This window comes from Geomonas edaphica (assembly GCF_004917075.1).
Lineage (GTDB): Bacteria > Desulfobacterota > Desulfuromonadia > Geobacterales > Geobacteraceae > Geomonas > Geomonas edaphica.
In genome coordinates this window covers 560,881-575,189 of the sequence record NZ_SSYB01000004.1, presented here as the reverse complement: position 1 = coordinate 575,189, position 14,309 = coordinate 560,881, and the positions used below count along the sequence as shown (strand labels likewise).

Below are 14,309 nucleotides of genomic sequence, written 5' to 3'. Positions count from 1 at the left end.
GGAAGAATGGGAGTGATGGGAGTGATGGGAGTGATGGGAGTGATGGGAATCATGGGAATCATGGGAATCATGGGAATCATGGGAATGCTTTGTGGGGTGGGGAGGCGGTGTTGGCCTGGGAGGGGCGGGGAAGTGGGGCTGCGCCTTGGTGGCGTGGGCTGCGTGAGCCCCCTCCCCCGGAGTGGGAGGGTTGGGGAGGGGGCTGGCGCTGGGGCTCGTCGGCTGCGGACTACGCAGCTTCCTTGCGTTTTTGCTTCAGGCTTTCCTTCAAAAGCGCCATCATGTCCGCCACCTTGGGCGGGGGCGGTACCTTCGCCGCGACCGGTTGCCGTCCCTGAGCCTTTTCCTCGATCATCCGCTTCAGGTCATCGATATACTGATCCTTGTATTTCTCCGGGTCGAACTTCACCGTTAACTGGTCGATCAGGGTGAGCGCCAGCGCCACTTCCTGCTCCTTCACGTGCTCGTTGCCGGGAAGCTTCAGCTCTGCGGCGTCGCGCACCTCCGCTGCGTACCTTATCTGGTTCAGCACCAGCAGGTCCCCGAGCGGGCGCACGATGCCCAGACTGCCGCGGTTTCTCAACACGTAATAGGCAACGCCCACTTTGCCGGAACGATTCAGCGCCTCGCGTAAAAGCGCGTACGCCTTCGGCCCGCTCTTGTCGGGCTCCAGATAATAGGGCTTCTCGAAGTAGCGCGTGTCGATCTCCTTCTCCTCGATGAAGTCGACGATGTCGATGAGATGAGTCTTCTCAAGGCTCGCGTTCTCGAAGTCCTTATCGGTGAGCACTATATACTCGCCGTCGCTGTACTCGTACCCCTTCACGATCTCCTCGTAAGGGACTTCCTTGTTGTCGAACTTGCAGACCCGCAGGTACTTGATCGGGCAGAGGTCGCTCTTACGCAGCATGTCCAGATCGAGCGAGTTGCTCTGCGACCCGCTGTAAAGCTTGACCGGGATGTTGACCAGCCCGAAACTGATGGAACCTGACCACATCGCTCTCATATCCACCTCCTCTAGGCACCGAAACCGGGCGCCGTTCTTGCCGGTTCAGCGCACCCCGGCACAGCACGAATTCTACCATGTCTGAGCCTGCTCGCCCCATTCCCGAGCAACGTAGCGTGTTCCGGCCCCGCCCGACACCAAAGCGCAGGGAGGGGAGCGGGCCCCCTGGTCGCCTTGCGCTAAACAGCTTCCGGCGATTGACAAAACAACGCCGGTGCATACATTTATTAGCGTGTTTTCATCATGCAGGGCGAGCGCAGCGGTAACCTGTGGAGATCATTATGGTTGGAGATAAAGAGTTGCAGGGGCGGACCCGCGGGGGTGCCGTGCCGAAGGTGTTGCTCTGGGTGGTCGGGGTGCTGATCGCCCTGATCCTCGTCGTATTCATCGCCAGTTTCTTCATCGACGAACCGCTCAGGCGCACCACGGAAAAAAGGATGAATCAGAGCCTCAAGGGATATTCGGTTCGTCTCCCAAAGCTGCACTTCAGTCTCATCGGTCTCTCCATCACGCTTAAAGGTCTCACCATATCCCAGCAGGCACACCCACAGCCTCCGGTGGCCGAGTTCCCGTATCTGCGAGCCAGTGTGCAGTGGCGAGAGATCCTCTCGGGAAAGCTCGTCGGAGACATGAGGCTCGATGCGCCGAAGATCCACGTCAACCTGAACCAGCTCCGTACCGAGGCGGCCAGCAAGGTCCCCATGAAACAGAAGGGGTGGCAGCAGGCCTTCGAGGCTATCTATCCTTTGAAGATCAACCTCTTGAAGATCACCAACGCCGGCATCACCTATATCGACGCGGACGATAAGCGTCCTCTCAAGCTGACCAACCTGTCGCTGGAGGCGGACAACATCCGCAACATCCACCTCCCGGACAAAGTCTATCCATCCAATTTCCACCTGGAGACGGACATCTTCGGCAGCGGTCACGGCATCGTGGACGGCCGGGCGAACTTCCTTGCCGAGCCGACACCGGCGGTGAAGGCAGCCATCGAGCTCGCCAAGGTTCCACTCGGTTACTTTGCACCGATGCTCGCCCGCACGAACATGAAGATCGAAGGTGGCGTACTGAGCGCGGACGGTAACGTGGAATACGGGCGCAAGGTCCAGACGGCGCGGCTCAAAAAGCTCACCATCCATGGGGTGCGCCTCGATTACATCCATGCACCGGAGACGGCGCGGGCAGAGAAAAGGCGCGCGGAGAAGGTCAAGAAGGCGGCCAAGGAGGTGAGCAACAAGCCGAACCTGATCCTCACCGTGGAGCACTTCAGCCTGACCGATGCGAACATCGGCTTCGTGAACGATTACGGCGGCAAAAAGGTCCGGCTCTTTCTTTCCGATGCAAACCTCTACCTGGACAACTTCTCGAACCAGTTCTCAAAGGGACCAGCCCGGGCGAAGCTTTCCGGCCGTTTCATGGGGAGCGGCGTTACCGAGGCGACCGCCGCCTTCCGCCCGGAAGACAAGGGGCCCGACCTCGACCTCTACGTAAAGATCACCGGAACGCAGCTCGTGTCGCTGAACGACCTGCTCCGCACCTACGGCGATTTCGACGTAACAGCGGGGACCTTCTCCCTGGTGACCGAGCTCCACGTGAAGAACAACCGCGTCAACGGCTATATCAAGCCGTTTTTTAAGGACATGAAGGTCTACGACCGGCGCCAGGACAAGAACAAGGGGTTCTTCCATCAGGTCTACGAGATGCTGGTGGGAGGGATCGCCAAGCTCCTGGAAAACAAGCAGCGCGACCAGGTCGCGACGAAGGCCGATATCTCGGGCCCGCTGCAAAGTCCGAAAACCAATACCTGGCAGGTCGTCGTGGAACTTGTGCGGAACGCGTTCTTCAAGGCGATACTCCCCACCTTCGAGAAGGAGGTGACGGCACTGGGGAGAAAGCGCTGACTTCCGGCGGCGGCAAAACAACCAGACGCAAAAGGAGGAAGCTATGAGGTTGATACTGCTGATCATCCTGATCCTGTTGTTGCTCGGTTCGCTCCCCACTTGGCCGTACAGTTCCGCGTGGGGCTACTATCCCAGCGGCGGGCTGGGACTCATCCTGTTGATCCTGCTGATTCTGATGCTGATGGGTCGCATCTAGCGGCAGGTTCAGGTGAGGAAAAGGGAGGCATCGGCAATGGCAAAGTACGGGAAAAAGACACAGGAAACGGTGCACGAGGTGATGGACAAGTTCAAGAAAGGGGAATTAAAGAGCGGTGGCAGCGGCAAGAAGGTGACCGACCGCAAGCAGGCCGTTGCCATCGGACTTTCGGAGGCGCGCGAGAAGGGAGCCAAGGTGCCCGAGCCTCCGAAGAAGAAGTAGCGGGCACCGCAAACCTGTAGAAAGGAAAAGGAGGCTGTCATGGCAAAGAACACCGCAGTTTTCGGGATCTACCGCAGCCGCGAGAGCGTCGAGCACGCCGTCGACTCTCTGCGTGCCGCGGACTTTCGCAACACGGACATCTCGGTGCTGTTCTCCGAGAACGTAGGCACCAAGGACTTCGCCCACGAAAAGCACACCAAGGTGCCGGAAGGCTCAGCTACCGGCGCCGGGACCGGTGCGGTGATCGGCGGCGCCCTCGGCTGGCTCTCGGGTATCGGTGCCCTCGCCATCCCCGGTGTGGGCCCGTTCATCGCGGCAGGCCCCATCGTGGCCGCCCTGGCGGGGCTCGGAGCGGGCGGGGTGATCGGCGGGATCGCCGGCGCCCTGGTCGGCATGGGGATTCCCGAGTACGAGGCGAAGCGTTATGAAGGGAGAGTGAAGGAAGGAGGTATCCTCCTCTCGGTTCACTGCGACAACGCGGACTGGAAAAAGCGCGCCATGGAGATCCTGAGGGAAACCGGCGCGCAGGACATCGGGTCCGAAGGTGAGGCGAAGGCGGATTTTGCTTCCTCCGACAAACCTAAGCCGAGGGGAATGGCGTAAGCTCGACCGTGGAGGCGGCGCAAGCCGCCTCCACCTGCCGATAACGGCGCAGGAGGAGACGAGATGCCAACGGGCCAGAAGACGAGCGAGTCGCACGGCAAAGCGGAGATGACCATCTTCGACGTGCTGAAACAGGACCACGAAAAGGCGCGTTATCTCTTCGATAAGGCGCAGAAGGCGGGAAAAAAAGAGATTGCGTCGCTGCAGAAGCTCTTCGCCCAGATAGAGGAAGAGCTGGAACTGCACATGGAGGGGGAAGAGCGCTTCTTCTACAGTGCCCTCGAACAGGACGAAGAGATGCGTGACCACGTCCTGCAGTCCTACGAAGAGCACCAGGTTGCCAAGACCATGCTCGGCACCTTTAAGTCCCTGGCGGTCGATGACGAGCGCTGGGTGGCAAAGCTCAAAGTGCTTGGTGAGATCGTCGAGCATCACATGCAGGAGGAAGAGCGCGAAATCTTCAAGATGGCAAGAAAGGCTCTGGGCAAGGAGCAGCAGCACGATATCGCCATGTCGTTCCAGAAGAGCAAGCGGGAAGGGCGCCGGCCTTCGCGGGGGGCACCCGTGGAAGGTTAGCGGTATGACCACACGCTGGGAAAATGCGCCGCGCCGGCTTGATTGCCGGGCGGCGCATTTTTTGTCTTACAGCATAAAAAAAGAATGCTTGTGCGTAGCTTAATGTATGTTATAAAATAATTCGTAGCTCACAGGGGCGGCGATATAATGTCATAGCGATACTCACAGCTCCCGTTACTGGCCGTTTTCCTAGAAATAACACCGACATTTCAATGGTATGAATGAAATCGCGAGGCGGCTGCAGTGCCTATGTTATCGCTATGAGGACCATGCCAGGTCCAGCTCAGGTGGATATCAATTCAATGCAAGGTTTGAATGTGCTTAATAATTACTGCCAAGTTTTTAACCGAGAATCCCAGTTTGCCGGTCTGACCGGCCCCCGGAACGCAGTTTGTGGAGGCGCTATGCAAGACGCTGAGATTTTGCTGGTCGAAGATAACAGCAATTGCGAAGAACTCGCCTTGCGGGCCTTGAGAAAGGCGGGCTACAGCAATGTAGCGGTCGCGCGCGACGGTGCGGAAGCTTTGGGGATGCTCTTGGGCGGGGAGGTCGGCAGTGGGCACCACCCTCATTTCGTGCTTCTGGACATGAAACTGCCAAAGATAGACGGTGTGGGGGTGCTGCAGAAGCTGCGCAGTAACGAGCGCACCAGGAAGCTGAAGGTCTTCGCCCTCTCTTCGTCCGAGGACCCGGAGGACCTGGAGCAATGCCGCAACCTGGGCGTGGTGGCGGTGCTGCCCAAACCGCTTGACGCCGAACAGCTCAAGCGCTGGCTGCACTGACCGCTGCGACGGCCGTCAGGAGGATAGCACCGGGGTCTTGGCGTTATCCTCGATGATGATTTCCAACTCGGCGAGGGCCGTTTCCTTAAGCCCCAGCACCTGGGCCTCACTCGAGGCGAATAGGAGAACGGACGGGTCTCTGTTGAGGCCCACGCCGATTTTTCTGCAGGTGAGATTCGAGAGCCGCACCATGGCGAGCAGCACGTTCGCCTGGTCCCAGCGCTCCTGTTGGTGCCCGGCGACTATGTCGCAGTAGATCTGCGGCAGTTGCCACTGCACCATCAACTGGTGCCCCTGCTCCACGTGCAGGGTGGCCAGGACCTCCCTGAGCACCGGTTGAATCACCCCTCCCTTGAAGCTCTCCTCGCGCGACACTTCCTCCAGACACTTCAAAAGGAACAGCTTACCCAGGTCGTGCAGGAGCCCGCCCAGGAAAGCCTCCTGCGCCTGCGCGCCGAACCCGACCTTTTGTGCCAGCCAGCGGCTTCCCACGGCGCTGCAGAACGCGTGCTTCCAGAGCGTCTGCATGATCGCGTTGAACCTGATGTCGTCGGACTTGTACAGGTCGCGCTGCGTGGTGACCATGGCGAGGTTCGCGACCTCCTTCGAGCCCAGCCGTATGATGGCCTCTCGGATTGTGCTCACCTTGCTGAGCCCAGAATAGAAGGAGGAGTTGGCGGCCCTCAGCACGCGGGTTGCGACCCCCGGGTCGGCATTGAGGAGCTGGTGCACCTCCTTTATGTCGTAGTCGGGTCTAGCCAACGCCTGCTGCAGCTTCACCGCTACGGCATGAAAGACCGGGACGCTGAGCGTGCCGGCGGCGAGCCGTTCCTTGATCACCTCTACGATAGAGGCCTGTTCGTTCATTTCGCAGTATCTCCTTGCTGCTTTCCGTCAGTTCCCCAGGATGCGCTTCAATTCACGCAGCGGGCGGGGCGTCCCTATGCGCGGCAGGTCACGCAGTACTTCCTGGACCGAGATTTTCCCGTCCGCAGCCTTCACCAGCCCGTCCTCAAAGAGGGTCACCATGCCGGAGGTCTCGATGCTGAGACGTCGGATTTCCGCAGAAGACTTGCTCTGCAGGATCGCCTCCTTGACCGGCTCGTTCATGACCAAAAGCTCGAAAACGGCGGTCCTGCCCCGGAACCCGGTAAAGCGGCACTGGGGGCAGCCGCGCCCTGTGCGGAAGGTGGCGCCGGCCAGGTCCTTGGCGGAGTAACCCATCCTGCCGTACTCGGCCGGTGTGGGGACGTAGACCTCGGCGCAGTCGTTGCAAACCAGGCGGAGCAGCCGCTGCGCCACCACGCAGACGACGGTGGATGAAATCAAAAAGGACTCGATCTGCATGTTCATCAGCCGCAAAAGTCCGCCGATACTGTCCTCGGTATGAAAGGTGGTGAGCACCTTGTGCCCGGTGAGCGCGGCCTGGATCGCGGTCTCGGCGGAGAAGGTGTCGCGGATCTCGCCGAGGACGATGACGTCCGGGTCCTGTCGCACCATGTGGCGCAGGGTCTCCTCGAAGGTGACGCCGATCTTCTGGTTGATCGAGCACTGCGACACCCCTTCGATGACGAACTCGACCGGGTCCTCGGCGGTGATGATGCTGGTGTTGATGTTGTTCAGGTGGCTTACGCACCCGTAGAGGGTCGAAGTCTTGCCGCTGCCGGTGGGGCCGGTGATGATCATGACCCCGGATGGGGTTTCCAGGGCGTCGTCCACGAACTGTTTGAGCATGCGCGGCGCCATCCCGATGTCTGAGATGGCGAGGATGGCCTCTTTCTTGTTGAGAAGGCGCAGGACGATCTTCTCCCCGAAGAGGGTGATGTAGAAAGAGACCCTCATGTCGAGATTAAAGCCGTGCTGCCTGCTTTCATAGAGGATGCGGCCGTCCTGGTGGCGCCTTTTCTCGGCGATGTCCGCCTGTGACATGACCTTGATTCTGGAGGAGATCTGCGGCGCGAGCTCCAGGGGAAGCTCTAGGTGCGGCATCATGACGCCGTCGTGGCGCATCCGGATACGGAGCCGATCCCTGAGCGGCTCTATGTGGATGTCGCTGGCGCCGAGGGTCATGGCGTCGTCGAAAAGCTTGTTGATCATGCCGACGACGGTGCTCTCGTCGGGGGCGGCGCTTTCGCTCCCCGCCGACTTCTGCGCGGAGGCGACCGCGGCGAGTATGGCGCTTCGTGTGGCGATCGCGGGTTTCACTGTCCTGCCGAAGATGCGTTCGGCACTCAGCCGCGAATAGGTCTCCAGCGGGTTGGCGAAGGCGACCATGACGGCCCCTTCGTCGTCGGTTGCGTACGGCACGAACAGCTCGTCACGGAACACCTCAAAGGGGGCTTTCGCGAAGAGCTTGCGGTCCAGTTTGCGGAACTCGAGCTCGGCGACCGGAAAGCCTAGCTGAAACGAGAGCACCTCGACTAGCCTGCGCTCCTCGATGAACCCCTTCTCGATGATGATGTCGCCCAGCATCTTGCGCGGCGCCCCTTCCTGCTTCTGCAGGTTCAGGGCGGTAAGGAGCTCACTCTGTTTCAGGTAGCCGAGCTCGACCAGGAGGTCGCCGATCCTTACCGAAAGGCTGTGCTCGCGCAGGATGCGTGCAACGTCCTCGCGTTTCAGAAACTCGAGTTCCTGGAGGACGTCGATGAGCGTCTTCGTGGACTGCAGCTTGCCGTGCACGCGCTGGGCGTAGAGGAGCTGGTCCCGGGTTATCACGCCGGTGCTGACGAGAAGCTCGACGATCTGACCGGCGCCCTGGGACGCGTGCGAATCCTTCTTTTTCATGATCCCCTCGGTGTCCCGTGCGGCGTCTTTACCGGCAGCCTAAAAACAAAAAGGTCCCCACAAGCTTCAGCGGGGACCTCTGTTTCGACGGGGCGAAAACTAATGAGCTGGAGCTAGCTCCCTTTCTTATCGTCATCCGGGCGAGTTGCTTTAATCTCGATTTCGTCCTTGCCGCTGGAGGCCTTCTTGAAGTTCCTGATGCTTTTGCCTAGCGCGCCGCCGATCTCGGGAAGCCGGCCTGCGCCGAACACCACGAGTACGATGACGAGAATTATGATGAGCTCCGGCATTCCGAATCCGAACATGTGACCCTCCCTTTGTGAGTTCCCTAAGCGCGTGCAGTATGGCACATGGCCGTCGGAAAAAGCAACATTTGGATTAAAGAGCGTTTTAGAGGAAAATTATTAAAATTATTGCATCATGCTGTAGGAATTGTTATACAGCTGCAGTCGCCATCTCTACCAAAAGGAGAACTACGGTGAACAAGACTATCCTGCTGGTCGAGGACAACCCGGACGATGAGGCCCTGACCCTGAGGGCGATCAGAAAGCACATGCCGTACGGCATCGTGGTGGCGCGCGATGGCGCCGAGGCCCTGGAGCACCTGTTCGGCGGGGGGCAAGGTCCCGGCAGGCACGACGTTCCGGTCCCCATTCTCGTGCTGCTCGACCTGAAGCTTCCCAAGGTGAACGGCCTGGAGGTGCTCCGGCGCATGCGGGAGGAGTCCCGCACCCGCTCCATCCCCGTCATCGTGTTCACCTCCTCCACCGAGGAGCAGGACATCCTCGACAGCTACCGACTGGGTGCTAACAGCTACATCAGGAAGCCGGTGGATTACGGCCAGTTCTGCGACAACATGAAGCAGGTGATGAACTACTGGCTCGGCGTGAACCAGCTCCCTCCCTCCCGCGGCTGCGCCGCCGCCTGATACCCTGTTGCCAAGGCGCACCCCCTACTGTTAGTATCATCGCCATGGAAAAATTCGAACTGGTAACGGAATTCCAGGCGCGAGGCGACCAGCCGCGCGCCATCGACGAGCTCTCGGAAGGGATACTGCGCGGCGACCGGCACCAGGTCCTGCTCGGGGTGACCGGCTCCGGCAAGACCTTCACCATGGCGCAGGTGATCGCCCGGTGCAACCGACCCGCCCTTGTGCTTGCCCCCAACAAGACCCTAGCCGCCCAGCTTTACGGCGAGTTCAAGGAGCTCTTCCCCAACAACGCAGTCGAGTATTTCGTCTCCTACTACGATTACTACCAGCCGGAAGCCTACATCCCCGCCTCCGACACCTTCATCGAGAAGGACTCCTCGATCAACGACGAGATCGACAAGTTTCGCCACGCCGCCACCAGGAGCCTTCTGACCCGGCGCGACACCATCATCGTCGCCTCGGTCTCGTGCATCTACGGCATCGGTTCCCCCGAGTCGTATCAGCAGATGCAGATCCGCCTTCGCGAGGGGGACGAACTCGGGCGCGACGAGCTCCTGAAGCGCCTGGTCGAGATCCAGTACGAGAGAAACGACATCGACTTTCACCGCGGCAGCTTCCGGGTGCGCGGCGACACCGTCGAGATTTTCCCGGCGCACGACGACGAGCGCGCCATCCGCGTCGAGTTCTGGGGCGACACCATCGACGCCATCTCCGAGATCGACCCATTGCGCGGCGTGCAGCTGCAGAAGCTCGCCCGCTTCGCCATCTACCCCGCCTCGCACTACGTGGCGACGCGCCAGACCCTGGAGCGGGCCGTGGAGCAGATAAGGCTCGAAGTGGAGGAGCGCATCCGTCACTTCAAGGAGCAGAACATGCTCCTGGAGGCGCAGCGCATCGAGCAGCGCACCTTCTTCGACATCGAGATGATGGAGCAGATGGGCTTTTGCCAGGGGATCGAGAACTACTCGCGCCACTTCGACGGCAGAAACGCGGGAGATCCCCCGTACACCTTGATCGACTACTTCCCGGACGACTTCCTGCTGGTGGTCGACGAGTCGCACATCACGGTCTCACAGGTAGGGGGGATGTACCGCGGCGACCGCAGCCGGAAGGAGACCCTGGTGAACTTCGGCTTCCGGCTCCCCTCGGCGCTCGACAACCGGCCGCTCACCTTCCAGGAATTCACGAAGAAGTTAAACCAGGTGATCTACGTCTCGGCGACACCGGCGGATTACGAGCTGAAGATGTCGGGGGGCGTGGTGGTCGAGCAGCTCATCCGTCCCACCGGGCTCATCGACCCGATCATCGAGGTGCGCCCGGCGGCGGGACAGGTGGACGACCTGCTGCACGAGGTGCGTGCCACGGTCGAGCGGGGCGAGCGCATCCTCGTTACGACGCTCACGAAGAGGATGGCCGAGGAACTTACCGATTACTACCGCGAGCTCGGCATCCGGGTGCGCTACCTGCACTCGGACATCGACACATTCCAGCGCATGGAGATCCTGCGTGACCTGCGTCTGGGCGAGTTCGACGTGCTGGTCGGCATCAACCTACTCCGCGAGGGGCTCGACCTTCCCGAGGTCTCGCTGGTAGCGATTCTGGACGCCGACAAGGAGGGCTTCCTGCGTTCGACGCGCTCGCTGATCCAGACCTGCGGCCGTGCGGCGCGCAACGTCTTCGGGCGGGTGCTCATGTACGCCGACAAGGTGACCGGCTCCATGCGCGAGGCGATCGACGAGACGCTGAGGCGCCGCGAGCTGCAACAGGCCTACAATGCCGAGCATGGCATCACGCCTGAGAGCGTGAAGCGGGTGATCGGCAACGCATTGCAGGCGCCCGAGGAGAAGGACTGGGTCACCGTGCCGGTTAAGGCGGAGGAATTCCTTAGCCCCAAAGAGCTTGAAAAGACACTGAAGCGGCTGAGAAAAGAGATGCTCGCGGCGGCGAAGGCGCAGGAGTTCGAGCGGGCGGCCGAGTTAAGGGACAAGATCAAGCGGCTTGAGGTGGCGGAAATCACCTAGGCAGTTGACGATGGACAATTGACGATTGACAACGAAAAGCCCCTCGTCCCGTTGCGGGAGAGGGGCTTTTCGTTTGGTTCTCGGGAAATTCCGGGGAAGCAGGTATGTGTTGCCTCGAAGCAGTAGGCTGGCCAAACGTTCCCCCCTTTGCGAAGGGGGGCAAGGGGGGATTTGCCTTAGTCTGACCATACAAGCACCTGCTGACGCTGAATCATGCACGCTGCTACAGCAAATGACCGATGTCGAGCAACAGGCCATGATGAAAGCTTCTTCGTTCGACCGTCTAAAAACAGCAAATAAAAAGCAAATCCCCCCCGTCCCCCCTTCGCAAAGGGGGGAGCTATAGGGCCGCCGTTTCAGTAAGATAGAGAACTTTATTCCGGCGTCGCCCCCGGCTTTTTGCGCCGCCTTCTCCGCCTGCGCTTCTTCTTCGGCGCCTCGACGGCCGCCTCGCTTCCGGCGGGTTCGACAGGCACTCCCTGTGCATCTAGCTGCTGCGCGACGTAGCGCTCCCACCACTCCGCGAGCGAACGCTTGGGAGGGGTGAGCCGCTCCACGAAGCGCAGGTACTGCAGCGCGTCGCCGAACGAGGGGCGCGCGATCACGCCGCGGCCGTTTCTCCCAGGTGTCTTGTGGAAACGCTGCTGCAGGTTGAGAATGTCCCGCACCGTTACGAGCACGCGGTTCGGAACCGCCACGGTCGGCGAAAGCTCGCCGGCAAAGGCGGCCACCGCCGCGTCGGTCGCCTGCTGGGGCGGCAGCCCCGCCCCGCGGAACGTGGCGACCTTCTCCTCCAGGTATTCGCCGAACATGAGGGCGATGAGAAGCGGCGCCGACACCGGCACCCCCTGGCCCAACTGGTCGTCGACCCATTCCAGCGCCTTGCTCACGCGCACGTGGGGGTACCCGTCCGATTCGCGGGAGAGCCAGGCGTCGAAGTGCGGGAAGAGCGGCTCGAACAGGCCGTTGTGACGCATCATCTGGTAGGTGCGCTCCCCGGCTCCCATGAGGAGCAGCTTCAGCACCTCCTCGTAGAGGCGCGGGGGCGTTGCCTTGTTGATGGTGCCGCAGAGCGCCTCGATGGCGGCTTCGGTACGTGGCTCGATGTTGAAGCCGAGCATGGAGGCAAAACGGATCGCGCGGATCATGCGCACCGGGTCCTCGGTGAAGCGGACCAAGGGATCGCCGATGGTGCGGATGAGACCGTTTTTCAGGTCCTCCATGCCGCCCACGTGGTCGATGATGGAGAAGTCGGAGATGTTGTAGAAAAGCGCGTTCACAGTGAAGTCGCGCCGTATGGCGTCCTCTTCGGGAGTGCCGAAGACGTTGTCCCTGAGGACCATGCCGTCCTCGCTTTTCAGGATGGGAGGACCATGGTGCTGCCGGCGCCTTCTCCTGCCGCGCTCGTCTTCGAGTTGCTCCGCCTCGGAAACGGCCTCGGTCGGCTCTTCCGGCGGCGTCTCGGAGGCCTCCTCGAGGGCGGCCTCGGCCGCATCGACCGTGGAGCGGAAGGTGGCGACTTCTATGATTTCATCGTGGAAGTGGACGTGGGCCAGGCGGAAACGGCGGCCGATCAGGCGACAATTACGGAACAGCTTCTTGAGCTGATTGGGAGTGGCGTCGGTGACGACGTCGAAGTCTTTGGGTTCGCGCCCAAGGAGCAGGTCGCGGACTCCGCCGCCGACAAGGTAGGCGATGAAACCGTGCTCCCTGAGTTTGTACAGTACCTTCACGCCGTTCGGGCTAAGCAGTGCGCGCGAGATAGAGTGCTCCGCCCGCGGGATGATGACTTTTTCCATGTTAGTGTTCATTCGCGGGAAAATAGCACAGTTTACGTGCAAAGGCAAAGGATGCGTACTTGATTTTGTTGACTTAAGTCATGAAGATGTGGGATTTCTTCTGTTATGGTTGCCAGCATGGAAAAGAAAGAGAAACAGGAAAAGGACATCAGGGTCCTAGACACCTTCATCGGTTTTTACTGCCGCAGCAAGCACAAGAGCCCGAAGGGCGTGCTCTGTGAGGAATGCAAGGGGCTTCTCGATTACGCGAAGCTGAAGCGGGAGAAGTGTCCGCTCGACCCTAAGCCGACCTGCAAGAACTGCCACGTGCACTGCTACGGCAAGCTCCAGCGCGCGAAGATCCGCGAGGTTATGGCCTATTCCGGCAAGCACCTCATGCTGCGCGGCAGGCTTGACCTCCTCTGGCACTACTTTTTTTAACGGACGTTCTACGTTCCGCGTTCTACGTTCTACGTTAGAACCGGATGTTTAGGAAAATGGTGCCAGGCAAAAGAGTTGTGAGTTTTCAGTTTTTTAACGTAGAACATAGAACTTGTTTAGGGGGGGCAGATGATCAGGAAAATCGTAAATATCGACCAGGAAAAATGTGACGGCTGCGGGCTCTGCGTTCCGTCTTGTGCCGAAGGGGCGATTAAAATAGTCAACGGCAAGGCACAGATCGCCGCGGACAACCTTTGCGACGGGCTGGGCGCGTGCCTGGGTGAGTGCCCGCAGGATGCCATCACCATCATCGAGCGCGACGCCGACGAATTCGACGAGGTCGCCGTTGAAAAACACCTGCAAGCCCAAGACGCACCCGCACCCGCCCACGCCCACGGTCACGGTCACGGTCACGGTCACGGTCACGGTCACGGTCACGGCGGCGGTCACGGTCACGGCGGCGGTCACGGTCACGGCGGCGGTCACGGTCACGGCGGCGGTCACGGCGGCGGCGGCGGTCACGGCGGCGGCGGCGGTCACGGCGGCGGTTGCCCCGGTTCGCGCGTCCAGAGCTTCGCCCCGGCCCCGGCGGCGCCTGCTCAGCCCGCAGGCGCGGTGCAGAGCCAGCTCGCGCAGTGGCCGGTTCAGTTGCACCTTGTGCCGGTGACGGCACCTTACTTCAAGGGCGCGGAACTGCTCATCACGGCTGACTGCGTCCCCTTCGCCTACGCGAACTATCACCAGGACTTCCTCGCCGGAAAGGCGGTGGTGGTCGGCTGCCCGAAGCTGGACGACAACAACGCCTACCTGCAAAAGCTCACCGAGCTGTTCCGGGTCTCCGGCATCACTGGTATCACCGTGCTTAGGATGGAGGTTCCCTGCTGCGGTGGCATCGTGATGGCGGCGCGTCAGGCCCTGGCCGCCTCCGGGATGGAGATCCCCTTCCGTGAGGTAACCATCAGCATTCGCGGCGAAATCATCGAGCGCTAGGCGTGCAGGGTAGGAGGTAATCGGACGGCACGACAGGGCAAAAGGACAAATAGGACGCTTTTGATCTTTTTTGATTGA

At 60.7% G+C, this 14,309-nt stretch carries 15 protein-coding genes; 10 read left to right on the top strand and 5 right to left on the bottom strand.

The window, feature by feature from the left end; all coding sequences use genetic code 11:
* Positions 1-229: 229 nt before the first annotated feature.
* Complete coding sequence (gene ku, locus E8K79_RS13410; protein WP_136515168.1) at positions 230-1,006, bottom strand: non-homologous end joining protein Ku; 777 nt, start codon at positions 1,004-1,006, stop codon at positions 230-232.
* Between the two features lie 281 nt (positions 1,007-1,287).
* On the opposite strand from ku, the gene E8K79_RS13405 reads away from it, so the two are divergent.
* From E8K79_RS13405 to E8K79_RS13380, 6 genes are all read left to right on the top strand, one after another.
* Complete coding sequence (locus tag E8K79_RS13405; protein ID WP_136515167.1) at positions 1,288-2,907, top strand: DUF748 domain-containing protein; 1,620 nt, start codon at positions 1,288-1,290, stop codon at positions 2,905-2,907.
* Between the two features lie 43 nt (positions 2,908-2,950).
* Complete coding sequence (locus E8K79_RS13400) at positions 2,951-3,103, top strand: DUF3309 family protein (RefSeq protein ID WP_135869083.1); 153 nt, start codon at positions 2,951-2,953, stop codon at positions 3,101-3,103.
* A 36-nt stretch (positions 3,104-3,139) separates the two neighbouring features.
* Positions 3,140-3,325: a DUF6496 domain-containing protein gene (locus E8K79_RS13395; protein ID WP_136515166.1), complete on the top strand. Its 186-nt coding sequence runs from the start codon at positions 3,140-3,142 to the stop codon at positions 3,323-3,325.
* Positions 3,326-3,364: 39 nt separating this feature from the next.
* Complete coding sequence (locus E8K79_RS13390; RefSeq protein WP_135869084.1) at positions 3,365-3,928, top strand: quinol:electron acceptor oxidoreductase subunit ActD; 564 nt, start codon at positions 3,365-3,367, stop codon at positions 3,926-3,928.
* A gap of 63 nt (positions 3,929-3,991) precedes the next feature.
* On the top strand, positions 3,992-4,504 hold the full coding sequence (locus tag E8K79_RS13385) for a hemerythrin domain-containing protein (RefSeq protein WP_136515165.1): 513 nt from the start codon (positions 3,992-3,994) through the stop codon (positions 4,502-4,504).
* A gap of 404 nt (positions 4,505-4,908) precedes the next feature.
* Positions 4,909-5,286: a response regulator gene (locus tag E8K79_RS13380; protein WP_136515164.1), complete on the top strand. Its 378-nt coding sequence runs from the start codon at positions 4,909-4,911 to the stop codon at positions 5,284-5,286.
* Between the two features lie 15 nt (positions 5,287-5,301).
* Here E8K79_RS13380 and E8K79_RS13375 read toward each other — a convergent pair whose 3' ends face one another.
* The 3 genes from E8K79_RS13375 to E8K79_RS13365 form a co-directional block, all read right to left on the bottom strand.
* Complete coding sequence (locus E8K79_RS13375) at positions 5,302-6,153, bottom strand: HDOD domain-containing protein (RefSeq protein ID WP_136515163.1); 852 nt, start codon at positions 6,151-6,153, stop codon at positions 5,302-5,304.
* A 27-nt stretch (positions 6,154-6,180) separates the two neighbouring features.
* Positions 6,181-8,070 carry a GspE/PulE family protein gene (locus E8K79_RS13370; protein WP_136515162.1) on the bottom strand — a complete coding sequence of 630 codons (1,890 nt, stop codon included), beginning with the start codon at positions 8,068-8,070 and terminating at the stop codon, positions 6,181-6,183.
* 113 nt (positions 8,071-8,183) lie between these two features.
* A complete protein-coding gene (locus tag E8K79_RS13365; protein ID WP_135869089.1) occupies positions 8,184-8,375 on the bottom strand; it encodes a twin-arginine translocase TatA/TatE family subunit in 192 nt (63 codons plus the stop codon).
* A 173-nt stretch (positions 8,376-8,548) separates the two neighbouring features.
* Between E8K79_RS13365 and E8K79_RS13360 the strand changes: the two genes are divergently transcribed.
* On the top strand, positions 8,549-8,998 hold the full coding sequence (locus E8K79_RS13360) for a response regulator (protein WP_136515161.1): 450 nt from the start codon (positions 8,549-8,551) through the stop codon (positions 8,996-8,998).
* A 44-nt stretch (positions 8,999-9,042) separates the two neighbouring features.
* A complete protein-coding gene (gene uvrB, locus E8K79_RS13355; protein ID WP_136515160.1) occupies positions 9,043-11,022 on the top strand; it encodes an excinuclease ABC subunit UvrB in 1,980 nt (659 codons plus the stop codon).
* 374 nt (positions 11,023-11,396) lie between these two features.
* On the opposite strand, the gene pcnB is transcribed toward uvrB, so the two are convergent.
* Positions 11,397-12,833, bottom strand: coding sequence for a polynucleotide adenylyltransferase PcnB (gene pcnB, locus E8K79_RS13350; RefSeq protein WP_136515159.1), 1,437 nt, complete (start codon positions 12,831-12,833; stop codon positions 11,397-11,399).
* A gap of 105 nt (positions 12,834-12,938) precedes the next feature.
* On the opposite strand from pcnB, the gene E8K79_RS13345 reads away from it, so the two are divergent.
* On the top strand, positions 12,939-13,241 hold the full coding sequence (locus tag E8K79_RS13345; protein ID WP_246037908.1) for a nitrous oxide-stimulated promoter family protein: 303 nt from the start codon (positions 12,939-12,941) through the stop codon (positions 13,239-13,241).
* A gap of 129 nt (positions 13,242-13,370) precedes the next feature.
* Positions 13,371-14,231 carry an ATP-binding protein gene (locus E8K79_RS13340; protein WP_136515158.1) on the top strand — a complete coding sequence of 287 codons (861 nt, stop codon included), beginning with the start codon at positions 13,371-13,373 and terminating at the stop codon, positions 14,229-14,231.
* Positions 14,232-14,309: the final 78 nt, after the last annotated feature.